The 24,431-nt window shown below is 59.6% G+C and carries 19 protein-coding genes; 11 read left to right on the top strand and 8 right to left on the bottom strand.

The genetic code is table 11. The features are described from left to right. Positions 1-40 precede the first annotated feature (40 nt). A complete protein-coding gene (gene prpF / locus QRN31_RS11825) occupies positions 41-1,231 on the top strand; it encodes a 2-methylaconitate cis-trans isomerase PrpF (protein WP_090181887.1) in 1,191 nt (396 codons plus the stop codon). Positions 1,232-1,442: 211 nt separating this feature from the next. Next, positions 1,443-2,927 (top strand): 2-methylcitrate dehydratase, encoded by a 1,485-nt coding sequence (gene prpD / locus QRN31_RS11820; RefSeq protein ID WP_285432170.1) that lies wholly within the window; start codon positions 1,443-1,445, stop codon positions 2,925-2,927. A gap of 24 nt (positions 2,928-2,951) precedes the next feature. Here the strand turns inward: prpD and QRN31_RS11815 are convergent, their stop codons facing one another. From QRN31_RS11815 to QRN31_RS11805, 3 genes are all read right to left on the bottom strand, one after another. Next, positions 2,952-4,274 carry an ABC transporter ATP-binding protein gene (locus tag QRN31_RS11815; RefSeq protein ID WP_285432169.1) on the bottom strand — a complete coding sequence of 441 codons (1,323 nt, stop codon included), beginning with the start codon at positions 4,272-4,274 and terminating at the stop codon, positions 2,952-2,954. Positions 4,275-4,288: 14 nt separating this feature from the next. Then, complete coding sequence (locus tag QRN31_RS11810) at positions 4,289-6,034, bottom strand: ABC transporter permease (RefSeq protein WP_285432167.1); 1,746 nt, start codon at positions 6,032-6,034, stop codon at positions 4,289-4,291. 447 nt (positions 6,035-6,481) lie between these two features. Next, positions 6,482-7,405 (bottom strand): DMT family transporter, encoded by a 924-nt coding sequence (locus tag QRN31_RS11805; RefSeq protein WP_502942475.1) that lies wholly within the window; start codon positions 7,403-7,405, stop codon positions 6,482-6,484. Between the two features lie 90 nt (positions 7,406-7,495). Here QRN31_RS11805 and QRN31_RS11800 point away from each other — a divergent pair, with 90 nt between their 5' ends. Next, the gene (locus tag QRN31_RS11800) at positions 7,496-8,905 is read left to right on the top strand and encodes an aminotransferase-like domain-containing protein (RefSeq protein ID WP_285432165.1); all 1,410 of its coding nucleotides are present in this window, start codon (positions 7,496-7,498) and stop codon (positions 8,903-8,905) included. A gap of 115 nt (positions 8,906-9,020) precedes the next feature. On the opposite strand, the gene ppsR is transcribed toward QRN31_RS11800, so the two are convergent. Further along, complete coding sequence (ppsR, locus tag QRN31_RS11795) at positions 9,021-9,839, bottom strand: posphoenolpyruvate synthetase regulatory kinase/phosphorylase PpsR (protein WP_090181892.1); 819 nt, start codon at positions 9,837-9,839, stop codon at positions 9,021-9,023. 174 nt (positions 9,840-10,013) lie between these two features. Between ppsR and ppsA the strand changes: the two genes are divergently transcribed. The 8 genes from ppsA to QRN31_RS11755 all read left to right on the top strand — a co-directional run bounded on the left by ppsA (position 10,014) and on the right by QRN31_RS11755 (position 18,085). Further along, positions 10,014-12,389: a phosphoenolpyruvate synthase gene (ppsA, locus tag QRN31_RS11790; RefSeq protein WP_285432161.1), complete on the top strand. Its 2,376-nt coding sequence runs from the start codon at positions 10,014-10,016 to the stop codon at positions 12,387-12,389. 100 nt (positions 12,390-12,489) lie between these two features. After that, a complete protein-coding gene (locus QRN31_RS11785; protein ID WP_285432160.1) occupies positions 12,490-13,479 on the top strand; it encodes an alpha/beta fold hydrolase in 990 nt (329 codons plus the stop codon). A gap of 121 nt (positions 13,480-13,600) precedes the next feature. Further along, positions 13,601-14,092, top strand: a complete 492-nt coding sequence (gene rraA, locus QRN31_RS11780; RefSeq protein WP_222585404.1) for a ribonuclease E activity regulator RraA — start codon at positions 13,601-13,603, stop codon at positions 14,090-14,092. 23 nt (positions 14,093-14,115) lie between these two features. Beyond that, the gene (gene cmaX / locus QRN31_RS11775) at positions 14,116-15,111 is read left to right on the top strand and encodes a divalent cation transporter CmaX (RefSeq protein WP_259150818.1); all 996 of its coding nucleotides are present in this window, start codon (positions 14,116-14,118) and stop codon (positions 15,109-15,111) included. Between the two features lie 63 nt (positions 15,112-15,174). Continuing rightward, the gene (locus QRN31_RS11770) at positions 15,175-15,423 is read left to right on the top strand and encodes a CrfX protein (protein ID WP_259150817.1); all 249 of its coding nucleotides are present in this window, start codon (positions 15,175-15,177) and stop codon (positions 15,421-15,423) included. Between the two features lie 2 nt (positions 15,424-15,425). After that, entirely contained in the window at positions 15,426-16,250 is an 825-nt protein-coding gene (locus QRN31_RS11765) for a mechanosensitive ion channel family protein (RefSeq protein ID WP_008048604.1), read from the top strand. A gap of 87 nt (positions 16,251-16,337) precedes the next feature. After that, positions 16,338-16,928 (top strand): RNA polymerase sigma factor SigX, encoded by a 591-nt coding sequence (sigX, locus tag QRN31_RS11760; protein ID WP_008146300.1) that lies wholly within the window; start codon positions 16,338-16,340, stop codon positions 16,926-16,928. A 107-nt stretch (positions 16,929-17,035) separates the two neighbouring features. Beyond that, positions 17,036-18,085 (top strand): OmpA family protein, encoded by a 1,050-nt coding sequence (locus QRN31_RS11755; RefSeq protein ID WP_285432159.1) that lies wholly within the window; start codon positions 17,036-17,038, stop codon positions 18,083-18,085. A gap of 76 nt (positions 18,086-18,161) precedes the next feature. On the opposite strand, the gene cobA is transcribed toward QRN31_RS11755, so the two are convergent. Genes cobA through nirB form a run of 4 tightly spaced genes read right to left on the bottom strand, consistent with a single transcriptional unit; the run spans position 18,162 to position 24,421 of the window. Then, positions 18,162-18,926: a uroporphyrinogen-III C-methyltransferase gene (cobA, locus tag QRN31_RS11750; RefSeq protein WP_285432158.1), complete on the bottom strand. Its 765-nt coding sequence runs from the start codon at positions 18,924-18,926 to the stop codon at positions 18,162-18,164. A gap of 10 nt (positions 18,927-18,936) precedes the next feature. Continuing rightward, entirely contained in the window at positions 18,937-21,654 is a 2,718-nt protein-coding gene (locus tag QRN31_RS11745; RefSeq protein ID WP_285432156.1) for a nitrate reductase, read from the bottom strand. Then, on the bottom strand, positions 21,654-21,971 hold the full coding sequence (nirD, locus tag QRN31_RS11740; RefSeq protein WP_259150801.1) for a nitrite reductase small subunit NirD: 318 nt from the start codon (positions 21,969-21,971) through the stop codon (positions 21,654-21,656). Before nirD ends, QRN31_RS11745 begins: the two co-directional genes overlap by 1 nt. Then, positions 21,968-24,421 (bottom strand): nitrite reductase large subunit NirB, encoded by a 2,454-nt coding sequence (nirB, locus tag QRN31_RS11735; protein ID WP_285432153.1) that lies wholly within the window; start codon positions 24,419-24,421, stop codon positions 21,968-21,970. Before nirB ends, nirD begins: the two co-directional genes overlap by 4 nt. Between the last annotated feature and the right edge of the window lie 10 nt (positions 24,422-24,431).

Here is a 24,431-nt window from a genome sequence, read left to right as displayed (position 1 = left end):
AGGGGATTACACGTCCCTTGCCCGCTTTGAAGGAGCACACATGGCTCACGCACCCCAGATCAAGATTCCCGCTACCTACATGCGTGGCGGCACCAGTAAAGGCGTGTTTTTCAGCCTCAAAGACCTGCCCGAAGCGGCACAGATTCCCGGCCCGGCGCGCGATGCGCTGTTGTTGCGCGTGATCGGCAGCCCCGATCCGTACGACAAGCAAATCGACGGCATGGGCGGCGCGACGTCCAGCACCAGCAAAACCGTGATCCTGTCGAAGAGCATCAAGGCCGATCACGATGTTGATTACCTGTTCGGTCAAGTCTCCATCGATAAACCTTTCGTCGACTGGAGCGGCAACTGCGGCAACCTGTCGGCAGCCGTCGGTTCGTTCGCCATCAGCAACGGTCTGGTGGACGCCAGCCGCATTCCGCACAACGGCATTGCCGTGGTGCGCGTGTGGCAGGCCAACATCGGCAAGACCATCATCGCCCACGTGCCGATCACCAACGGTGAAGTGCAGGAAACCGGCGATTTCGAACTCGATGGCGTGACCTTTCCAGCCGCCGAAGTGCAAGTCGAATTCATGGACCCGGCGGCGGAAGAAGAGGGCGGCGGTGGTTCGATGTTCCCCACCGGCAATCTGGTGGATGACCTGGAAGTGCCCGGCGTCGGGACCTTCAAGGCGACCATGATCAACGCCGGCATTCCGACGATTTTCGTCAATGCCGAGGACATCGGTTACAAGGGCACCGAGTTGCAGGGCGCGATCAACAGCGATCCGAAAGCCTTGGCGATGTTCGAGACCATTCGCGCTTATGGCGCGTTGCGCATGGGTCTGATCAAGGACCTGGACGAAGCGGCCAAACGTCAGCACACACCCAAGGTTGCCTTTGTGGCCAAGCCTGCGGACTACGTGGCGTCCAGTGGCAAGGCGATTGCGGCGGGAGATGTCGACCTGCTGGTGCGCGCGCTGTCGATGGGCAAATTGCACCACGCGATGATGGGCACCGCTGCGGTGGCCATCGGCACGGCGGCCGCGATTTCCGGCACCCTGGTGAACCTCGCGGCGGGCGGCATCGAACGCAATGCGGTGCGCTTCGGGCATCCGTCCGGCACGTTGCGTGTCGGCGCCGAGGCCAGCCAGGTGAACGGCGAATGGACCGTGAACAAAGCCATCATGAGCCGCAGTGCGCGGGTGTTGATGGAAGGTTATGTTCGTATCCCTGGAGATTCTTTCTAATCCCGATCCAGAAATAAACACCAACCACCGTGGGAGCGAGCTTGCTCGCGATGAGGCCACAACATTCAACATCGATGTTGCCTGACACACCGCCATCGCGAGCAAGCTCGCTCCCACAGTTGACCGTATTCCAAAATAAGAAAGCAGTAACCCGCTGAGATTGCCCTGAACCGAGGTCCCATCAACGAAGCACTAACCGAGTGAATCGAACATGAGCGCCAACGTCGACCTGAACAATCGCCCCGACTACGACACCGTTCTGCAGGACATCGCGGACTACGTCCTCAGCTACAACATCGAATCCAGTGAAGCCCTGGACACAGCCCGCAACTGCCTGATGGACACCCTCGGCTGCGGCCTGCTGGCCCTGCGCTTCCCCGAATGCACCAAGCACCTGGGCCCTATCGTCGAAGGCACCGTCGTTCCGTTCGGCGCCCGGGTACCTGGTACGAATTACCGTCTCGATCCCGTCAAGGCCGCGTGGGACATTGGCTGCATCGTCCGTTGGCTCGATTACAACGACACCTGGCTCGCCGCTGAGTGGGGGCATCCGTCGGATAACCTCGGCGGCATTCTCGCCGTGGCGGATCACCTGTCGCAAAAACGCCTGGCCAATGGCGATGCGCCGCTGACGATGCGTGCAGTGCTCGAAGCGATGATCATGGCCCACGAGATTCAAGGCGTGATTGCCCTGGAAAATTCGTTCAACCGTGTAGGCCTTGATCACGTGTTGCTGGTGAAAGTCGCCTCCACGGCGGTCACGGCCAAGCTCATGGGGGCCCATCGCGAGCAATTGCTGTCGGCGCTGTCCCACGCTTTTGCCGATGGCCAGGCGCTGCGCACTTATCGCCATGCGCCGAATGCCGGGTCGCGCAAATCCTGGGCTGCAGGCGATGCCTCCAGCCGTGGCGTGCGTCTGGCGGACATCGCCATGCGCGGCGAAATGGGCATCCCCGGCGTGCTGACCGCCAGGCAGTGGGGCTTCTACGACGTGCTGTTCAGCCACACCAACAACGACCTGGCGCTCAAGCCCGAAGACAAGCGCGCGTTCAGTTTCTTCCGCCCGTATGGCAGCTACGTGATGGAAAACGTGTTGTTCAAGATCAGTTTCCCGGCTGAATTCCACGCGCAAACCGCGTGCGAAGCGGCAGTGACCTTGCATCCACAGGTTAGAAATCGTCTGCATGACATCGACAAAATAGTCCTCACCACCCACGAGTCGGCGATCCGCATCATCTCCAAGGTCGGTCCATTGGCGAATGCGGCGGACCGCGACCACTGCCTCCAATACATGACCGCCGTGCCGTTGGCCTTCGGTAATCTGGTGGCCGAACAGTACGAAGATGACTTCCACGCCGCGCACCCGATCATCGACGTGCTGCGCGAGAAAATGGTCATCGTCGAAGACCCGCGCTTCACCCGTGAGTATCTGGAAGCCGACAAGCGTTCCATCGCCAACGCGATTCAGGTGTTCTTCAAGGACGGTTCAAGCACCGAGAACGTGGTGGTCGAGTACCCCATTGGCCATCGCCGTCGCCGCGCCGAAGGTATTCCATTGCTGGAAGACAAGTTCAGGGCGAACCTGGTGACGCGGTTCACCGGCCAGCGCAGCGCCGAGATCCTGGCCTTGTGCAAGGATCAGCAAACGCTTGAAGCCATGCCGGTGAATCGCTTTGTCGATCTGTTCGTGATCTAGGGGCGACGCCTGAGGTGTCGCGGGCTATTGGCTGCCCTCGACATCCTCCAGGCTAAAGGTTTCGGTGTGGTCGTCGTAGGAGAAAATCTCGGCGTAACGACCCCAGGCGATCACCACTTCCAGGGTTTTTTCCACGAACGCTTCGGTCAGTGAATCCTGCAGTTCCTGCTCGAAGCGCACACGCGGTGCCCGGTGGCCATTGCGTTCCAGCAACACCTGACGGATGCGCGCCGCCAGCGGCACGTGGCGGATCAGGTGTTCGGCAAACTGGGTTTTGCGCTCCTGGGTGCCGTAGTCGGCGAACAGTTTTCCAGCGTCGGTCAGGGTGATATCGGCGCCCTTCAGTTCGGCGAACCCAAGGTGTTCCAGCATCTCGGCCACCGGAAACAGATCGTCGACTTCCAACAGGCGTCGCTCGGCGACGGTGGGCAGGCCGGCGTGGCCGTTGTACGGCTCGGCCGCCAGGGTTTCGATCAAACCGGCCATCAGGTTGGTGGACACTTCCGGCAGCGGGCTGCTCATTTTCAGTTCGGGCTTGCCGGTGATGGCATCGGCGGTTCGGCGATCGGTCATTTGCGCATAAATGTCATCGACCATCTGCCGGAAGGCCGGATCCAGACGATTGCGTGGATGGGCGAACGGTACTTTGATTTCCGCCACCACCCGCCCGGGGTTGGACGACAACACCAGAATGCGGTCGCACATCAGCACCGCTTCTTCGATGTTGTGGGTCACGATCAGGATCGATTTGATCGGCAGTTGCTTGCCGCTCCACAGATCCAGCAGATCCGTCCTCAGGGTTTCGGCGGTCAACACGTCGAGCGCCGAGAAGGGTTCGTCCATCAACAACAGGGTCGGGTTGACCACCAAGGCACGAGCGAAGCCCACGCGCTGACGCATGCCACCGGACAGCTCGCGAGGGTAGGCGTTTTCGAAACCGTCGAGGCCGATCAGGTCGATTGCCGCCAAGGCACGCTTGCGTGCAGCCTTGCGTTCGACCTGCAAGGCTTGCAGGCCAGCCTCGACGTTTTCCAGCACGGTCAGCCAAGGAAACAGGGCGAAGGTCTGGAACACCATGGCTACGCCTTCGGCCGGCCCGTCGAGCGGTTTGCCGTTGTACAGGACTTCGCCCGACGAAGGTTCGATCAGGCCGGCAATGATCCGCAGCAACGTGGACTTGCCTGAGCCGGAGCGGCCCAGCATGCCGACGATCTCGCCTTCGCGCAGGGTCAGATCGACCCCGCTGAGCACTTGCAGCTCCTCCTTGCCCTTGCCAAACACCCGGTTGACGTCACTGAGCGAGTAGATTTCGGGGCGGGTGGACGCGTTTTCGGTATAGGTATTCATCACAGCGAATCCGGTCAGTTGAGGCGCAGTTTGTTTTCGGCCATGGCGTACATCGGCCGCCAGACCAAGCGATTGAAGGCCACGACGAAGAACGACATCACCACCACCCCCAGGGTGATTTTCGGAAAGTCGCCCGCTGCCGTGGTTTCGGCGATATAGGCGCCGAGGCCGTGGGCGACGACTTTTTCCTGCCCCCAGGATACGAATTCGGAGACGATGCTGGCGTTCCACGCGCCGCCCGACGCGGTGATGGCGCCGGTCACGTAGTAGGGGAAGATGCCCGGCAGCATGACCTTGCGCCACCACAGCCAGCCGCGAATGCGAAAGTTGGTGGCGGCTTCCTTGTAGTCATTGGGGAACGCACTGGCCCCGGCGATCACGTTGAACAGGATGTACCACTGGGTGCCGAGCACGATCAGCGGACTGAGCCAGATGTCGGGGTTCAACTGGTAGCGCAGGATCACGATGACAAACACCGGGAACAGCAGGTTCGCCGGGAAGGCGGCGAGAAACTGGGCCAATGGCTGGATCTTTTCCGCCAGCGCCGGTCGCAGGCCGATCATTACGCCCAGGGGGACCCAGATCAGCGAGGCGATGAAGATCAGCCCGGCCACGCGCAGCAGCGTGAAGAACCCCATCAGAAATACATGGCCAACCTCGCCGAGGGTCACCTCGGTGCCGACATACAGCACGATGTGGTACAGCGCATAAGCCGTCAGCACTGCGATCAGCGAGCCCCAGATCCAGTCAATTGTCTTCGCCGTGGCCGGGCTTTCCGAGGAGAGGGCTTTGCGCGCCGAGCGCGGCAGGTTCAGGCGCATGTTGCCCAGGCGGCTGATGATGCGGGCGAAGGGGCGCAATATGCGCTGGATCATCCGGGTACGCTGGATCAGCTTGAGCACCCACGACTCGGGCGCGGCGGTCTGCGAGGCGGTGTTCTCCATGCGGAATTTATCGGCCCAGGCCACCAGCGGACGGAACAGGAACTGGTCGTAGATCAGGATGACCACGATCATGGTCAGGATGACGTAGCCCACTGCGTGCATGTCCTGTTGCGCGATCGCCAGGGCGAGGTACGAACCGATCCCCGGCAGGGTGATGGTCTGGTCGCCGACGGTGATCGCTTCGGACGCCACCACGAAGAACCAGCCGCCGGACATGCTCATCATCATGTTCCAGATCAATCCGGGCATGGCGAAGGGCACGTCAAGCTTCCAGAATTTTTGCCAGCCGGACAGTTGCAGGTTGGTCGACACTTCCACCAGGTCCCGCGGCAACATCCGCAGGGACTGGTAGAAACTGAAGGTCATGTTCCAGGCCTGGCTGGTGAAAATGGCAAAAATCGCCGCGAACTCCGCTCCCAGCACCCGACCGGGAAACAACAGCAGAAAGAAGGTGACGGTAAAGGAGATATAGCCCAGTACTGGCACCGATTGCAGGATGTCGAGCACGGGCACCAGCAGTTTTTCGGCGCGTCGGCTTTTTGCGGCCAATGTGCCGTAGAGCAGGGTAAACAGCAGGGCCGCGACCATCGCCGCAAGCATACGCAGGATGGTGCGCATGGCGTATTCGGGCAGATTGGCGGGGTCCAGGGAGACCACTGAGCTCTGCAGGGTTGCAATCGGCGCCCAGGTTTCCCGCGCACCGATCGAGAAAAACAGCAAAAAGCCGATCACCAGCGGCATGGCGATCAAGTCCCAGCGATTGGGGAGCATGCGCCGGGTCGAGGCCGGGATGTAGTGACGGAACACTCTCTTCATAAACAGTGATTCCAGCGGTTTCCAAGTAGGGCGCGGCAGTCTGAGCGTAGCTTCTGCCTGCACGACCCACCGAGAATGAGCGGGGGCTCGCTCTACAGGTTCAAGGGGGGAAGTGGCTGTTGCGGGCCCAGTGAATTCATCAGGCCAGGAGGGCCGGCGCAGGGGATCTTGAACCCGATGCGCAGCTTGTGCGGATTGTATATTTCCAAATGTTACAAAGGCGTAAAGAGCGTGTCAGATTTGGGTGAAGAAGTTTTCATCTTGGATGCGTGCACACGTTCATTCGAAACCCAGGATCGCCCGGCGGTTCTGCTTGCTCGAGGTTCATCTGCGGCAGTTCGAAATCCAGCCGCCCCTGGTCGGCACTGATGCTGCACCGGCATCCCGGGCACCGACGGCACGCCGGCAGGACTCGTTGTTGAGCAGGCTGAGAGCCGGGGAAGGGGTTCAGCGTTTGTTCGGCAGCTTGGTGATCGCAAATCCGCCGAGCAGGATCGCCAAGTACAGCATCAGGTCGCGGGAGATTTCCGTGCCTTCGTACCAGGCGCCGAGGATCACCGCGAACACCGGGAAGATGATAAACACGAACGACAACAGCACCGGGCTCAGACGCTTGAGTAGCAGGAAATACACGATGAAACCGCCCACTGACGCCACCAGCCCGAGGTAGAGCAGGGCGCTCCATGAGCGTAGGGTGATGGCGGCGAACGTCGGCGTTTCAAAGCACAGGCCAGCGCTCAGCAACATCAATCCGGCGATGCCGATGGGCAGGGTGTTGTAGGTGATGATGCTGATGGCGCTGCCTTTCTGTTTGGTGATGACGTAGCACAAGGCGTGCATGATCGCGGAGACCAGGATCGCCATGACGCCTAACAGTTCGGCATGGTCCAGGTGCAGGCCCTGGTGCTTGATGATCATGAACAGGCTGGCAAAGCCTATCGCGATTCCGATCACCTGAGTGGCACGGATGCGTTCGCGCAGGAACAGCGCGGAAAAAATCAGGATGAACACCGGCATGCAACTGAACAGCAGGGCAGTCAGGCCGGAAGACACGTGCATCTCGCCGTAGTTGAGCAAGTAGTAGGGCAGGCTGAAATACGACAGCGTGACGAATACGAAGAACCCGCGGCTTTGTCGCGGAAACAGCAGCGGTTCCCTGCGCAACAAGGCAAAACTCAGAAACAGTGGAAAGGCAATCAGAAAGCGCAGCCCGGCGGCGGTCAGGGGCGGCACGCTTTCGACTGCAATCTTGATCCCCAGCCAAGTGGTGCCCCAACTCAGGCACACGATCAGAAACAGCGTGCTGGTGATCAACCCGGACAGCCAGGGGCGGGTAACGTTAGGCGGCGTGCTGATGGCGGCGGTGGACATCTTCCTGGATCCTTTTTGGCAAATTGACCTGATCTGAGAAAAGGTCTATTCCTGATTGAGCCTGTTTTCAGCACGCTATTCGGGGAACGAATGACTGTCAAAGTAAGTATTGCCATGGTGTCAATCCTGCGGGATGGTCTCGCCAACGGCGTGGGGGTGAAGTACAAGCGACTCGCCGATGCGGTGGAGCAGGCGATTGCTGAAGGTGTGATCGACGCTGGGTCGAAGCTGCCGCCCCACCGATTGTTGGCTGACAGCCTGGGTGTGACCATCGGCACCATCAGCCGGGCGTATGGCGAACTGGAGCGTGTGGGCCTGGTCGTGGCCCGTGTAGGCGATGGCACTTATGTGCGTCAGCGGGGGATGGAGCGGCCGCAGGACAAGGGCTTTCGCAATGTCAGCGATGAGCCGCCAACCTGTTTTGACATGAGCCGCAATCAGCCGATTCCCGGCCAGGAAAGCGCGTTCATGAGCCAGACTCTGCAGGCCTTGGCTAGCGATTCCCGCAGATTGCAGCAGTTGATCGGCTATACCCCCGAAAGCGGCTTGCTCCGCCATCGGCAGGCCGGCGCGCAATGGCTGAGCCATGGAGCCTTTCAGCCAAATGCCGAGCAGGTGCTGTGTGTCAACGGTGGCCAGCACGGTCTGTTGTGCGCGCTGATGGGCTTGCTCAAGGCCGGTGACACTGTCGTCACCGAACATCTGTCCTACCCGGGTTTGATCAGCGTCGCACGCCAGCTCGGGATAAAACTCATCGGTGCCGCGATGGACGATGAAGGATTGTTGCCCTCGGCGCTGGAGGACATTTGTCGTCAGCACCGGGTTTGTGCGTTGTACTGCACGCCGACGATCCAGAACCCTACCGCTGCGGTGATGTCGATCCCGCGACGTCAGGCAATCGCCGAGATCTGTCGGCATCACAATCTGCTGATCTTCGAAGACGAAGCGCATGCGTCGCTGGATCGCCAGCGGCCGCTGCCCCTGAGTGCGTTTGCTGCGGAGCGTGCAGTGTTGATCGGCAGTTTGAGCAAGGCCGTTTCAGCCGGATTGCGCGTGGGTTTCCTGCACGCGCCCCTTGCATCGCTTGGGCGTCTGCGTTCAGCGATTCGCGGAACATGCTGGATGGCCAATCCGTTGGCGATGGAAGTGGCGAGTTGTTGGATCGAAAGCGGTATCGCCATGCAGTTGCTCAATGAGCAGATCAGCGAGATACGTCGGCGCAAGGCGTTGGTCAACGCGACGCTCGAAGGCCTGACCTACAAGACCCATGTCCACAGCCCGCATTTCTGGATCGAAGTGCCCGAGTTGTGGCGGGCGTCGCAGATCGCGGCGGAGCTCAAGGAAAACAACTACCTGGTGGCCACCGCCGAGGCTTTTGCGGTAGGGCATGCGGCGGTTCCGCAGTGTATTCGGGTGAGTGTGTGTAATGCCTCGGGGGATGACCGGTTGTTGCTGGCGGGATTTGAAGCGTTGGCGCGGGCATTGAGCGAGACTGCGTAATCGTTTTTCGTGAGCAAGCCGGCCCCACAATTCGATCAAATTCCAGCTGGGGGAACTCGATCAGACTGTGGGAACTGGCCTTGCTCGCGAAGGCGACCTTACGGGTGCCGCAGAGCTACTTGAACCGCCGCTCGACACCTTTTTCCACCAGGATTTTCGCGGAAATTTCTTCCACCGAAAAATGCGTGGAATTGATGTTCGGTATGTTCTCGCGGCGGAACAGGTTTTCGACCTCGCGCACTTCGAATTCGCACTGGGCATAGCTCGAATAGCGGCTGTTGGGCTTGCGCTCGTTGCGGATCGCGGTGAGGCGGTCCGGGTCGATGGTCAGGCCGAACAGTTTGTGCTGGTGGGCGCGCAGGGCGGCCGGCAGTTGCAGGCGTTCCATGTCGTCTTCGGTCAGCGGGTAGTTGGCCGCGCGGATGCCAAATTGCATGGCCATGTACAGGCACGTCGGCGTCTTACCACATCGCGACACGCCCACTAGTATCAAGTCGGCCTTGTCGTAATAGTGGGTGCGGGCACCGTCATCGTTGTCGAGGGCGAAGTTCACCGCCTCGATACGCTCCATGTAATTGGAGTTGGTGCCAATGGAGTGGGATTTGCCGACGGTGTAGGAAGAATGCTCGGTCAGTTCCTGTTCCAGAGGCGCCAGGAAGGTCGAGAAAATGTCGATCATGAAACCATTGGACGTCGCAAGGATCTCACGGATGTCCTGATTGACGATGGTGTCGAAGATGATCGGCCGGAAGCCGTCGGTTTCGGCGGCTTTGTTGATTTGTTGTACCATGGCCCGCGCTTTATCCACGTTGTCGATGTACGGACGCGTGAATTTGCTGAAGGTAATGTTTTCGAACTGCGCCAAGAGGCTTTGGCCGAGGGTTTCGGCCGTAATGCCGGTACCGTCGGAAATAAAGAAAGCAGATCGTTTCATTTGCACCTTGGGCCTTAAGCTAGTGACGAATCTTGGATATGATAGGCGCGATTTGCCGGCCGCCAGTGGCCCGCATTCTCACTTATTTTCCAGGTCCAGGCCATATAGCTGGCAAACGCTCCCTCGAGCAGCCGGCTTCTGAGCTTTTCCAACACAGTTAGTGGAGAGATCACCTTGGTAGAGTACGTAGTTTCCCTCGATAAGCTCGGCGTCCATGATGTAGAGCACGTAGGGGGCAAGAACGCATCCCTTGGCGAGATGATCAGTAACCTTGCAGGCGCCGGTGTATCGGTGCCCGGTGGCTTTGCCACGACAGCTCAGGCTTATCGTGATTTTCTGGAACTGAGCGGCCTGAACGATCAGATCCACGCCGCCCTCGACGCCCTGGACGTCGACGATGTCAATGCCCTGGCCAGGACCGGCGCCCAGATCCGTCAATGGATCATGGAAGCCGAATTCCCGGAGAAGCTCAACGCCGAGATCCGCACCGCGTTCGCCACGCTGTCGGCCGGCAACCCTGACATGGCCGTGGCCGTGCGCTCTTCCGCTACCGCCGAAGACCTGCCGGACGCTTCCTTCGCCGGTCAGCAGGAAACCTTCCTGAACATCCGTGGCGTTGAAAACGTCATTCGCGCCGCCAAAGAGGTGTTCGCCTCTCTGTTTAACGATCGCGCCATTTCCTACCGCGTCCACCAGGGCTTCGACCACAAGCTGGTAGCCCTGTCGGCCGGCGTGCAGCGCATGGTCCGCTCCGAAACCGGCACTGCCGGCGTGATGTTCACCCTCGATACCGAATCGGGCTTCCGTGACGTGGTGTTCATCACCGGCGCCTACGGCCTGGGTGAGACCGTCGTACAAGGCGCGGTGAACCCGGATGAGTTCTACGTCCACAAAGGCACGCTGGCAGCCGGTCGTCCGGCCATTCTGCGTCGCAACCTGGGCAGCAAAGCCATCAAGATGATCTACGGCGAAGTCGCCACGGCCGGTAAATCGGTCAAGACCATCGACGTGGACAAAGCTGATCGCGCACGTTTCTGCCTGACCGACGCCGAAGTCAGCGAACTGGCCAAGCAAGCGATGATCATCGAGAAGCACTACAAGTGCCCGATGGACATCGAATGGGCCAAAGACGGCGACGACGGCAAGCTCTACATCGTTCAGGCCCGTCCTGAAACCGTGAAGAGCCGCACCCAGGCCAACGTCATGGAACGCTACCTGTTGAAAGAAACCGGCACCGTGCTGGTGGAAGGTCGCGCCATCGGCCAGCGCATCGGCGCCGGCAAGGTCCGCATCATCAAGGACGTGTCCGAGATGGACAAGGTCCAGCCAGGCGACGTACTGGTTTCCGACATGACCGACCCGGACTGGGAACCGGTCATGAAGCGCGCCAGTGCCATCGTCACCAACCGTGGCGGTCGTACCTGCCACGCGGCAATCATCGCTCGCGAACTGGGTATTCCGGCCGTGGTCGGTTGCGGCAACGCCACCCAGCTGTTGCAAGAAGGCCAGGGCGTAACCGTCTCCTGTGCAGAAGGCGACACCGGCTACATCTTCGAAGGCGAACTGGGCTTCGACATCAAGAAAAACTCCGTTGATGCCATGCCGGACCTGCCGTTCAAGATCATGATGAACGTCGGCAACCCGGACCGCGCCTTCGACTTCGCGCAGCTGCCGAACGCTGGTGTGGGCCTGGCCCGCCTGGAGTTCATCATCAACCGCATGATCGGTGTTCACCCTAAGGCGCTGTTGAACTACGACGGCTTGCCGCAGGACATCAAGGACAGCGTCGACAAGCGCATTGCCGGCTACGACGATCCGGTCGGCTTCTATGTCGAGAAGCTGGTTGAAGGCATCAGCACCCTGGCTGCTGCGTTCACCCCGAAAAAGGTCATCGTGCGTCTGTCGGACTTCAAGTCCAATGAATACGCGAACCTGATTGGCGGCAAGCTCTACGAGCCGGAAGAAGAAAACCCGATGCTGGGCTTCCGTGGCGCCTCGCGTTACATCAGCGAATCGTTCCGTGACTGCTTCGAACTCGAATGCCGCGCCCTCAAGCGCGTACGCAACGAGATGGGCCTGACCAACGTTGAAATCATGGTGCCATTCGTCCGTACTCTGGGCGAAGCCAGCCAGGTCATCGACCTGTTGGCAGAGAATGGTCTGAAGCGCGGCGAGAACGGCCTGCGCATCATCATGATGTGCGAACTGCCGTCCAACGCGATCCTGGCGGAAGAATTCCTCGAGTTCTTCGACGGCTTCTCCATCGGCTCCAACGACCTGACTCAGCTGACGCTGGGCCTGGACCGTGACTCCGGGATCATTGCTCACCTGTTCGACGAGCGTAACCCGGCGGTCAAGAAGCTGCTGGCCAACGCGATTCAGGCCTGCAACAAGGCTGGCAAGTACATCGGCATTTGCGGTCAGGGTCCTTCGGACCACCCGGACCTGGCTAAATGGTTGATGGAACAAGGCATCGAAAGTGTTTCGCTGAACCCCGATTCCGTGCTGGAAACCTGGTTCTTCCTGGCTGAAGGTCAAGCGTCGGCTTGATGGCGTAAGTGAAAGGGCTGCTCTCTATGGGAGCGGCCCTTTTAGAGTTTTAAGTAGGGCGGGCTCCTCTGGACGCCGCCCTTTTTTGTGCAAGAGCATTATGCAAAGCAGCAGCAACCTATTTCCTGTCGCCCTGATCAGCGCCGAGCGGCGCGGCGATCTGAGCGAAGACGTCTATCGTTTGAAGCCGGGCAACAGCCCTGATGGCACCGTCGAGCTGGCGGTGACGCGTCTGGGCATGGCCGATGAGCCGACGGTGCGTGGCGTGCCGGTCATCCTGTTGCACGGCAGCTTTTCCAATCGCCGGTTCTGGTTCTCGCCAAAGGGGCTAGGGCTGGGCGCCTATCTGACGCGTCTGGGATTCGATGTGTGGATTCCCGAAATGCGCGGCCACGGCTTGTCCCAGCGTAACCAGAACTACCGCAATAACCGTGTCAGCGACTACGCCCGTTACGATTTGCCGGCCATTGGCGCCTTCGTGCGCGAGCAAAGCGGCCAGGTGCCGCACTGGATCGGTCACTCGTTGGGTGGCATTACCCTGGCGGCAGCGCTGGGTGGCGAGTATATCGGCGAGCCTGTGGTCGCCTCGGCGGCGTTTTTCGGGACGCAGGTCAGTCGCACCTACTGGCCACTGAAAATTCCACCGGTGGAGTGGAGCGGGCGCTTTATTCTCAAGCGTTTTGCACAACTGTCAGGTTCACGGCTCAAGCGCGGCCCGGAGGACGAGCCCATTGGCCTGGCCCTGGAAAGCATGCGCTGGTATGGCCTGTTCGGGCGCTTTGGCGATGCCGACAAGGATTGGTGGGCGGGATTGGCCGACGTTCGGTTGCCCGTACTGGCTGTCAGTGCCGCAAGCGACCATCAGGACCCAATGTGGGCGTGCCGCAAGCTGTTCGACCAGATCGGTTCCGAGCACAAGCAATTCATCAACCTGGGGCGCGAGCAGGGCTTTGGCGATAACTTCGGCCATGTCGAGATGCTCGTCAGCAAAGCCGCTCAGGTCGAAGTGTGGCCATTGGTGGCTCGCTGGCTGACCGATCAACAGACACCGTTGCTGGGTGAAAAGCCGCATCTGGCGACAGCAAGCTGAGCCTGATGCTCTAACAAGGGCATTTCGCTCTGATCGGCTTGCGGCTAAGATATGACGCATTCAGCTGTTCCGGTCACTTTGCGACACTCTCGATTGTCTTCCTTTTTACAGGAGTTTCTCGATGAACCATTACCTCACGCCTGACTTGTGCGATGCCTATCCAGAGCTGGTGCAGGTGCTGGAACCGATGTTCAGCAATTTTGGCGGCCGCGATTCGTTCGGCGGCGAAATCGTGACCATCAAGTGCTTCGAAGATAACTCGCTGGTCAAGGCACAAGCCGAGCTCAAGGGCAATGGCAAGGTGCTGGTGGTGGATGGTGGCGGTTCGCTGCGCCGTGCGCTGCTGGGTGACATGATCGCCGAGAAAGCTGCGCAGAACGGTTGGGAAGGGCTGGTGATCTACGGCTGCATCCGCGACGTCGACGTCATCGCGCAAACCGACCTGGGGGTCCAGGCCCTGGCCAGCCATCCGATGAAAACCGACAAGCGCGGCATCGGCGATCTCAACGTGGCCGTCACCTTCGCTGGCGTGACATTTCATCCCGGCCACTACATTTATGCGGACAACAATGGCGTGATCATCTCGCCCAGTCCGCTGAAAATGCCTGAATAAAGCTTTCCAACCCAGGGGTGAGGATGTTCGAGGAAGAAAACGCGCAGTGGGGGCTGGTGCATGCCCTGGTGCTGGACGGTAAAGGCGGTGCGCGTGCGATAGCCCGGACTGAACTCGACGATTTGCAACTGCAGGCACATGAAAGCCTGTGGTTGCACTGGGATCGAAGTCACCCGCAAACCCAGACGTGGCTACGCAAATCCAGCGGTTTGAGTGAATTCAGCTGTGACCTGCTGCTTGAAGAAAACACCCGGCCTCGACTTTTGCCTCTGCCTGACTCCGAGCTGTTGCTGTTTCTGCGAGGGGTGAACCTGAACCCTGGCGCGGAACCGGAAGACATGGTGTCTGTGCGTATTTTCGCATCCGCCCAGCGGGTGATTTCCCTGCGCCTGCGTCCATTGCGCGCGACCGATGAACTGCTGGTTCAGCTCGCTGACGGCAAAGGGCCGAAAACCGCCTCTGAACTCATCCTTTATATGGCTCAGTACCTGACCAACAAGGTGCAGGATCTGGTCAGTTGCCTCTCGGAAGTGGTCGATGAGGAAGAAGAAAAACTGGATGCCGACGAACGGTATACGCCCGAGCACGGAGCCGTTTTGCAGATCCGCCGCAGGGCTGCCGGACTGAAACGTTTCCTTGCGCCGCAGCGCGATATTTTCGGGCAACTGACACGGATCAAATTGCCCTGGTTCGTCGATGATGATGGCGATTACTGGAACGAATTGAACAACAGCCTGACCCGCTATCTTGAGGAGCTGGAATTGACCCGGGAGCGGGTGGGGCTGGTCCTCGAGACTGAAGACCGGCGTTTGAGCGTGCGCATGAACCGCACGATGTATCGCTTCGGGATTATCACCGGGATCTTTTTGCCGATGAGTTTTCTGACCGGTCTGCTGGGCATAAACGTCGGTGGAATTCCGTTCTCGTCCAACCCTTATGGGTTCCTGATTGCCTGCCTGATGATGGTCACGGTGGCACTCGGACAGTGGTGGTTATTCCGACGTTTGCGCTGGGTCTGAGGATGAGTCATGTGACCCGGGCAAAATTGGCCGCGTCTTTCACAGACATCACGAGAGGTGCGTATGCACGATCCGTTTGAACAGTCTTTGCGTGACATGCTGAACGCTTCGCCGTCCACCCGTGACGACGATGCGTGTCTGGGGCGTGTCCTGAAAACCGCCAACCGGCAGGTCGGCGCTGGTGATCTGTTCAGCCTGCTGGGCCGCTGGTTGCCCGCGCTGATGATTGCCGTCAACAACGGCTCGGCGCACATCTCGCCGGTTTCCCGTCACCGTAAACCTACCGCTCGCACTGCTGATAAGGCTGATTGAATATGGAACTTGATCTCTGGACTCAGAGCCTCGTCACTGCAATGACTGCGTTATGGACCAAGGTTGCCAACTTCATTCCGAACCTGTTCGGCGCGCTGGTAGTGCTGCTGCTGGGTTTCGTCGTGGCGAAGCTGCTGGACACGTTGCTGTCCAAGCTGCTTGCCAAGCTGGGCCTTGATCGCCTGATGGGCGGTACCGGTCTGACCAAGCTGCTGTCCCGGGCCGGCCTGCAAGTGCCGATCTCGACCCTGATTGGCAAGATCGTTTATTGGTTCGTTTTGCTTATTTTCCTGGTTTCTGCTGCAGAATCCCTTGGACTTGAGCGAGTTTCAGCTACGCTGGATATGCTTGCGCTGTATTTGCCGAAAGTATTCGGCGCCGCGCTGGTGCTGCTGGTAGGGGTCTTGCTGGCGCAACTGGCCAATGGGCTGGTTCGCGGCGCAGCGGAAGGCGTAGGGCTGGATTACGCTTCGGGCCTGGGACGAATTGCCCAGGGTCTTGTGATCATCATCAGCATTTCAGTTGCAATCAGCCAGTTGGAGGTCAAGACTGACCTGCTCAACCATGTGATTGTGATCGTATTGATTACCGTTGGTCTGGCCGTTGCGCTGGCCATGGGGTTGGGAAGCCGTGAAATTGCCGGTCAGATTCTTGCGGGAATCTATGTGCGTGAGTTGTATCAGGTTGGGCAACAAGTGCGTGTTGGCGAGGTCGAAGGTCAGATTGAGGAGATCGGCACGGTTAAAACCACGTTGCTGACCGATGAGGGCGAGCTGGTCTCTCTCTCCAATCGGATACTGCTGGAACAGCACGTGAGTAGCCGCTAACCCGGCAAACCCTGCTAATGTATGCCGCCGCAAAGTGCCCGGTAAGGGCTGCGGCGGACATTGACCTGACTGTCGGCCCGACTTGTTTTGAATAAAGCTCAATCGCTCTCTACGCGCTACGACCCCCGCGAGCTCTCTGATGAGGAGTTGGTCGCGCGCTCGCATACCGAGCTGTTTCACGTAACCCGCGCCTATGAAGAACTGATGCGGCGTTACCAGCGAACATTATTTAACGTCTGCGCACGATATCTAGGGAACGATCGCGACGCAGACGATGTCTGTCAGGAAGTGATGTTGAAGGTGCTGTATGGCCTGAAGAACTTTGAGGGGAAATCGAAGTTCAAAACCTGGCTCTACAGCATCACGTACAACGAATGCATCACACAGTATCGGAAGGAAAGGCGGAAGCGTCGCTTGATGGACGCTTTGAGTCTGGACCCCCTCGAGGAAGCGTCTGAAGAGAAGGCGCCGAAACCTGAGGACAAGGGCGGACTTGATCGCTGGCTGGTGTATGTGAACCCGATTGACCGTGAAATTCTGGTGCTACGTTTTGTCGCAGAGCTGGAATTTCAAGAGATCGCGGATATCATGCATATGGGTTTGAGTGCGACAAAAATGCGTTACAAACGTGCTCTAGATAAATTGCGTGAGAAATTTGCAGGCATTGCTGAAACTTAGTTCAGCGCAAATATCTCTTACGTGTAGGCAAGTTCTGATAGACTTGCCGCCGAGTTGTCCCCCGGTTTGCGGGACTGCTTCACAATCACCAGATGGGGATTTAACGGATGAAACTGAAAAACACCTTGGGCTTGGCCATTGGTACTCTTATTGCCGCTACTTCGTTCGGCGCTCTGGCACAAGGCCAAGGCGCAGTTGAAGGCGAGCTCAACTACGGGAAAAAGTACAACGACAGCGTTAAGAACGTTGAAGATGGCTACACTCCTGGCGCTTCCATCGGTTACTTTTTGACCGACGACGTGTCGTTGAACGCTACCTACAACAAAGATGATTACACCCGTTCGAACAACGGTACTGGCAATCAGAAAATCCGTGGCGATCAGTTCGGTCTGAACGCTCAGTACCACTTCAACAACGCTGGCGACGCTCTGCGTCCTTACGTTCAAGGTGGTGTTAAGCACGGCAGCATGACCAACGTAGCCGCTGATGGCCACACCGGTCGTGACCAGTCGACTTTCCTGACTGCTGGCGCTGGCGTTAAGTACTACTTCCTCGAGAACGTTTACGCTCGTGCTGGCGTAGAAGCTGACTACAAGCTGGACAACGGCAAGTGGGACTACATCCCTACTGTAGGTCTGGGCGTGAACTTCGGTGGCGGCGGCAAGCCTGCTGCTGCTCCAGTTGCAGCTCCAGCTGAAGTCTGCACCGACAGCGACAACGACGGCGTGTGCGACAACGTTGACAAGTGCCCTAACACCCCAGCCAACGTAACTGTTGACGCTGATGGCTGCCCGGCAGTTGCTGAAGTTGTTCGTGTTGAGCTGGACGTGAAGTTCGACTTCAACAAGTCGGTAGTCAAGCCTAACAGCTACGGCGACATCAAAAACCTGGCTGACTTCATGAAGCAGTACCCATCCACCACTACTGTTGTTGAAGGTCACACTGACTCCGTCGGTCCTGACGCTTACAACCAGAAACTGTCCGAGCGTCGTGCAAACGCCGTTAAACAAGTTCTGACCAACCAGTACGGTGTTTCGCCGTCCCGCGTTCAGTCTGTTGGCTACGGCGAATCCCGCCCAGTTGCTGACAACGCCACTGAAGCTGGTCGCGCTGTAAACCGTCGCGTAGAAGCGAAGGTTGAAGCTCAAGCTAAGTAATTAGCTCGCAGCTCTGAGAAAAGCCCGGCTTAGGCCGGGCTTTTCTTTGTCTGCGATTTGGTGAAGGGCGGTTGAATCAGGCGGATTGATCGGCGGTTATCGCTGGCAAGCTGTGCTCCCACAGAGTCGAAGTCGCGCGAGCTGCTACTGCTCCGATCACCAGAATGGCGGGGCTCTTGAGCTGAAAATCGCTGGCCGCCTGTTCCATGGCGGTCAGATCGCTGCGACATTCCCGTTGGTGTGGCAGGGACGCGTTTTCAATCATTGCCACCGGCGTATCCGTCGCCATGCCTCCCGCCAGCAATTGCTCGCGGATCTCGCTCAACTTCGCCACCCCCATGTAGATCACCAGCGTTGTGCCGCCTTGGGCCAGGGCTTGCCAGTTCAGGCGGCTGCCATCTTGGGTGTGGGCGGTGACAAGCGTCACACCCCGCGCCACGCCGCGCAGGGTCAACGAAATATCGCATTGCGTGGCACCGGCCAGTCCGGCGGTGATGCCGTTGACCAGCTCAACGTCGACACCCTGCTCGCGCAACCACTGCGCCTCCTCGCCGCCGCGACCGAAGATGCACGGATCGCCACCTTTGAGCCGCACCACGCACTTGCCCTGCCGGGCATAACGCAGCATCAGGCGATGAATGAACGCTTGAGGGGTGGATCGACACCCGCCGCGTTTACCCACAGGAATAATCCGCGCGCTGGGGCAATGCTCCAGCACCGCGTCATTGACCAAATCGTCGATCAGCACAACATCCGCTTCTCTCAACGCTCGAACAGCCTTGAGGGTCAGTAATTCAGGGTCGCCGGGACCCGCGCCCACCAGCCAGACTTTTGCGCTCATAGTGTTTTCCTCACGAGATGACGGCGATCGGCTGCGCAGTGGCAGCCAGCAGGCGCTTGATTTCGGGTACGCAGGAGCCGCATTGCGTGCCGCAGCCCAATGTCTGTTTCAGGCCCTGCAAGTCCAGGCCGCGACTGATACCGGCGCAGACGGCGCTTTGGCTGACGTTTTTGCAGTTGCACAGGGTTTTTGTATCGATTGACGCATTGCCGGCGTTGCCCGGTGGCGCGCTTAGCGGTGCCAGCAGCCAGCGTCGCAGTTGTTCGTCGGCGCGGCCTTCAAGCCAGAGGTTTTGCAGCCAGTGTTGGGCGAGTGTTTCGCCGGCCAGGCGCAGGGCGGTAATTCGACCGTTCTCGATTCGCACCCGTTTGCCAATGGCGCGCCGCGGATCGTCATAGGCCAGAACAGGACCATCGTTGAGCGCCAGGCACTGATCGATTTCACGCAGCAGTTGTGGATCGGGCGCTGCGGCGCTGGCAGCGCGTATCAGCAACGCCGGGCGCTCACGGCCGATAAGGCTGAGGCTGGCGTAGGAAAACGCCTCACAGAGCGGTCGTAGCGTCTCAATATGCTGTTGAACATTGCCCTCGATCAGGGCGAATAGCTGCCACGGCAACTGCACCGGCTCAAGTCGCACGCCGCTGTGTTTGAGTTCCGGTTGTTTCGACAGCGGATCGAAGGCGGGAAGGGTGAGGGTGTTAACGCCACCCTTGAGAAAGCGGTCACCAAAATGCATCGGCAGAAACGCCTGGCCAGGCCGCACGCTGTCATCGCTGCTGACCGGCACAATCACCGAGCCGCGACGGCTTTTGACGTTGATCAGATCACCCGGTTGCAGGCGATGCCGGCGCAGTTCATCCGGGTGCAGGCTCAGCACGGCCTCGCTGACATGACCGAAGAGCTGCGCGGCAGTGCCGGTGCGGCTCATGCCATGCCACTGGTCACGCAGACGGCCGGTGATAAGGGTCAGCGGAAAACGTGCGTCGCGTTGTTCCTTGGCAGCGCGATACGGGTCGGCCACAAATTGCGCGCGCCCGCTGGCGGTCGGGAAAACGCCGTCGAGGTACAGACGAGCGGTGCCTTCGCTGGCGCCCGTGGGGAAAGGCCATTGTTGCGGACCGAGACGATCGATCAGCGCATGGCTGATACCGGACAGATCGAGGTCGCGTCCTCGCGTCAGTTGTTTGTATTCATCGAACACCTGCGCAGGGGATTCAAAGGCGAACAGGCTGTTCTGCCCAGGGCGCAGGTATTTCTCCAGGCGTTGTGCGAAATCGACTGTAATCGACCAGTCTGGACGGGCTTCACCCGGTGCGACGATGGCCCGGCGAACGTGGGAAATGCGCCGTTCAGAGTTGGTCACCGTACCGTCCTTTTCACCCCAGCTGGCGGCAGGCAACAGCAGGTCGGCGAAGGCGGCGGTTTCGGTGGTGCGAAAAGCCTCCTGCAATACTACGAACGGGCAGGCCTCCAGTGCGGCGCGCACGGCGGTCTGGTCCGGCAGCGATTGCGCAGGGTTGGTGCAAGCGATCCACAGGGCTTTGATTGTTCCGCTACGAACCTGCTCAAACAACTCGATCGCGGTCAGCCCGGTGTTTGCCGGCAGCTGATCAACCCCCCAGTAGGACGCCACTTGCGCGCGATGTTCGGCATTGGCCGCTTCGCGATGCCCCGGCAGCAGGTTCGACAGGCTGCCGGTTTCCCGGCCACCCATGGCATTGGGCTGACCGGTCAGGGAGAACGGTCCTGCACCGGGGCGGCCGATTTGCCCGGTGGCCAGGTGCAGGTTGATCAGCGCACTGTTCTTCGCGCTGCCGGCGGTGGATTGGTTCAGCCCCATGCACCACAACGATAGAAAGCTCTTCGAGGTGCCCACCCACTCAGCGCATTGCTGCAGTTGCTCGACGCTGATCCCGCACAGTTGCGACACCATCTGCGGCGTGTAATCACGCACCAGGCTTTTCAGCTCGCCCAGGCCTTCGGTGTGCGCCTTGATGAAGTCGCGGTCAACCCAGTCTTCCCACAGCAGCAGGTGCAAAATCCCATGGAACAAAGCGACATCGGTCCCGGGAAGAATCGCCAGGTGCAGGTCAGCCAAATCGCAGGTGTCGGTGCGACGAGGGTCGATGACGATGACTTTCATCTGTGGGCGACGGGATCTGGCTTCTTCCAGGCGACGAAACAGCACCGGGTGGGCGTAGGCCATGTTGCTGCCGACGATCATCACGCAGTCGCTCAATTCCAGGTCTTCGTAGCTGCAGGGCGGTGCATCGGCGCCAAGACTGCGCTTGTAGCCAACCACTGCCGACGACATGCACAGGCGTGAATTGCTGTCGATGTTGTTGGTGCCCACCAGCGCTCGCGCCAGTTTGTTGAAGGCGTAGTAATCCTCTGTCAGCAACTGCCCGGAAATGTAGAACGCCACGCTGTCCGGGCCGTGTTCGGCGATGGTTCGCGCGAATACACTAGCGGCGTGATCGAGGGCGGTGTCCCAGTCGGTGCGGCTGCGGGCCAGGCCTTTGCCAAGGCGCAACTCGGGGTACAAGGCGCGCGCGGTCAGGTCGCCGGTCAGGTGCAAGGTCGAACCTTTGCTGCACAATTTGCCGAAGTTGGCCGGGTGGGCCGGATCGCCGCTGACGCCGAGGATACGCTCGCCGTCATGCTCGATCAGCACGCCGCAGCCAACCCCGCAGTAGCAGCAAGTGGAGGCGGTGATCTGGCTGTTCATCAGCGTGCTTCCCGCAGGGCCAGCAACACACGGCCGTTCTCGACCCTTGCCGAATGATGATGAGCGCAGCCGATATCCGGGGCCTGGGCCTCGCCGGTTTCCAGGTCGATCTGCCAATTGTGCAGCGGACAGGCAACGCGTTTGCCATAGATCAGGCCTTGGGACAGCGGCCCACCCTTGTGCGGACAGCGGTCGTCGAGGGCGAACACTTCGTCGTCGCTTGTACGAAAAATCGCGATGTCACCTTTCGGGCCGGCGATGATCCGGGAGCCGAGGGCATTGATGTCTTCCAGCGCGCAGATATCCAGCCAGTTCATGCCTGCACCTCCAGGTTCTTCACGGGGATGACCTCAAACTCTTTCTTCAGCAGGGGTTGCTCCAGGCGTTCTTTCCACGGGTCCTGTTCGAACGACAGGGAAAATTGCAGACGCTCATTCAACGCTTTGCGGCGCTGCGGGTCCTCCAGAACGGCTTTCTTGATGTGCTCCATGCCGACCCGTTGCAGGTAGTGCACGGTGCGTTCGAGGTAGAAGGCTTCTTCGCGGTACAGCTGCAGGAACGCGCCGTTGTATTCGCGCACTTCTTCGGCGGTTTTGAGCTTGACGAAAAACTCCGCGACTTCGGTTTTGATCCCGCCGTTGCCGCCGATGTACATCTCCCAGCCCGAATCCACACCGATAATTCCCACATCCTTGATGCCCGCTTCCGAACAGTTGCGAGGGCAGCCGGAGACGGCGAGTTTCACTTTGTGCGGCGACCACATGTTGAACAGGTCATGTTCGAGCTCGATCCCCAGTTGCGTGGAGTTCTGCGTGCCGAAGCGGCAGAACTCGCTGCCGACGCAGGTTTTCACCGTGCGGATGGATTTGCCGTAGGCGTGGCCGGAGGGCATGTCCAGGTCTTTCCAGACGCCCGGCAGGTCCTGTTTCTTGATGCCCAGCAAGTCGATGCGCTGCCCGCCAGTGACCTTGACCATTGGCACGTTGTACTTGTCGGCCACATCGGCGATGCGTCGCAGTTCTGAAGGATTGGTCACGCCGCCCCACATTCGTGGGACCACAGAGTAGGTGCCGTCTTTCTGAATGTTGGCGTGGGCCCGTTCGTTGATCAGGCGAGATTGTGGATCGTCCTTGGCTTCGCCCGGCCAGGTCGAGATCAAGTAGTAGTTGAGCGCGGGGCGGCAGGTGGCGCAGCCGTTCGGGGTGCGCCAGTTCAGGTAGCTCAGGGTGCCGGCGATGGTCAGCAGATGCTGTTCGCGGATAGCCTGGCGGATTTGCCCATGATTGAGGTCGCTGCACCCGCAGATGGCTTTTTCGCTTTTCGGTTTGACGTCGGCGGCACCGCCCACGGTGTTGATCAGGATCTGTTCGACGAGGCCGGCACAAGAGCCGCAGGAGCTGGCGGCCTTGGTGTGTTTCTTCACGTCGTCGACACTGAACAGACCGTGTTCCTGAATCGCCTTGACGATGGTGCCTTTGCACACGCCGTTGCAGCCGCAGACTTCGGCGGTGTCGGCCATGCTCATGGCTTTGTCCTGGCCTTGATGTCCTACATCGCCCAAGGCGTTTTCACCGAACATCAGATGATCGCGGATCTCGCCGATGGCATGGTTCTCACGGATCTGCCGGAAATACCAACCGCCATCTGCCGTATCGCCGTACAGACAGGCCCCGACCAGCACGTCATCCTTGATCACCAGTTTTTTGTAGACCCCGCCGATCGGGTCGGAGAGCGTGATGGTCTCGGTGCCTTCACCACCCATGAAGTCGCCGGCGGAAAACAGGTCGATGCCGGTGACTTTCAATTTCGTCGAGGTCACCGAGCCCTTGTAGGTGGCGAAGCCCAGTTGGGCGAGGTGATTGGCGCAGACTTTGGCTTGCTCGAACAACGGCGCGACCAGCCCGTACGCGATGCCCCGATGACTGGCGCATTCGCCGATGGCGTAGACCCGAGGGTCGTAGGTTTGCATGGTGTCGTTGACCAGAATCCCGCGGCTGCAAGGGATGCCGGATTTTTCCGCCAGTTCAGTGCTCGGGCGAATGCCGGCGGCCATGACCACCAGGTCGGCGGGGATGATGTCGCCGTTCTTGAACTGCACCGAGCCGACCCGGCCATTGCCGGCATCGTGCAACGCCTGGGTCTGTTCGCTCAGGCGAAAGTGCAGGCCGCGGCCTTCAAGCGCGGTTTGCAGGAGCTGGCCGCTGGTTTTGTCCAGTTGCCGCTCCAGCAGCCATTCGCCGATGTGCACCACGGTGACGTGCATGCCGCGCAGCATCAGGCCGTTGGCGGCTTCAAGGCCGAGCAGGCCGCCGCCGATGACCACGGCATGTTTGTGAGTCTTGGCGGTGTCGATCATCGCTTGGGTGTCGGCGATGTCACGGTAGCCGATCACGCCCTGCAAGGTGTTGCCGGGAATCGGCAGGATGAACGGCGTCGATCCGGTCGCGATCAGCAAGCGATCGTATTCGGCCTCGGTGCCGTCTTCGGCGATGACCCGGCGCTTGACCCGGTCGATCTCCACCACCTTGCGGTTGAGCAGCAGCTTGATGTTGTTTTCCAGGTACCAGTCCAGATCGTTGAGCACGATCTCTTCGAAGGTTTGTTCGCCGGCCAGGACGGGCGAGAGCAGGATACGGTTGTAATTGGTATGGGGTTCGGCGCCGAAGACGGTGATGTCGTACAGCTCATTGCTCAGCTTGAGCAATTCTTCCAGGGTGCGAACCCCGGCCATGCCGTTGCCGATCATCACCAGTTTTAGTTTTTTCATTCAGGTTCTC

This window comes from Pseudomonas sp. fls2-241-R2A-110 (assembly GCF_030209165.1).
Classification (GTDB): Bacteria; Pseudomonadota; Gammaproteobacteria; order Pseudomonadales; family Pseudomonadaceae; genus Aquipseudomonas.
The sequence above is the reverse complement of the archived record's forward strand: the minus strand, read 5'-3'. Positions and strand labels throughout refer to the sequence as shown.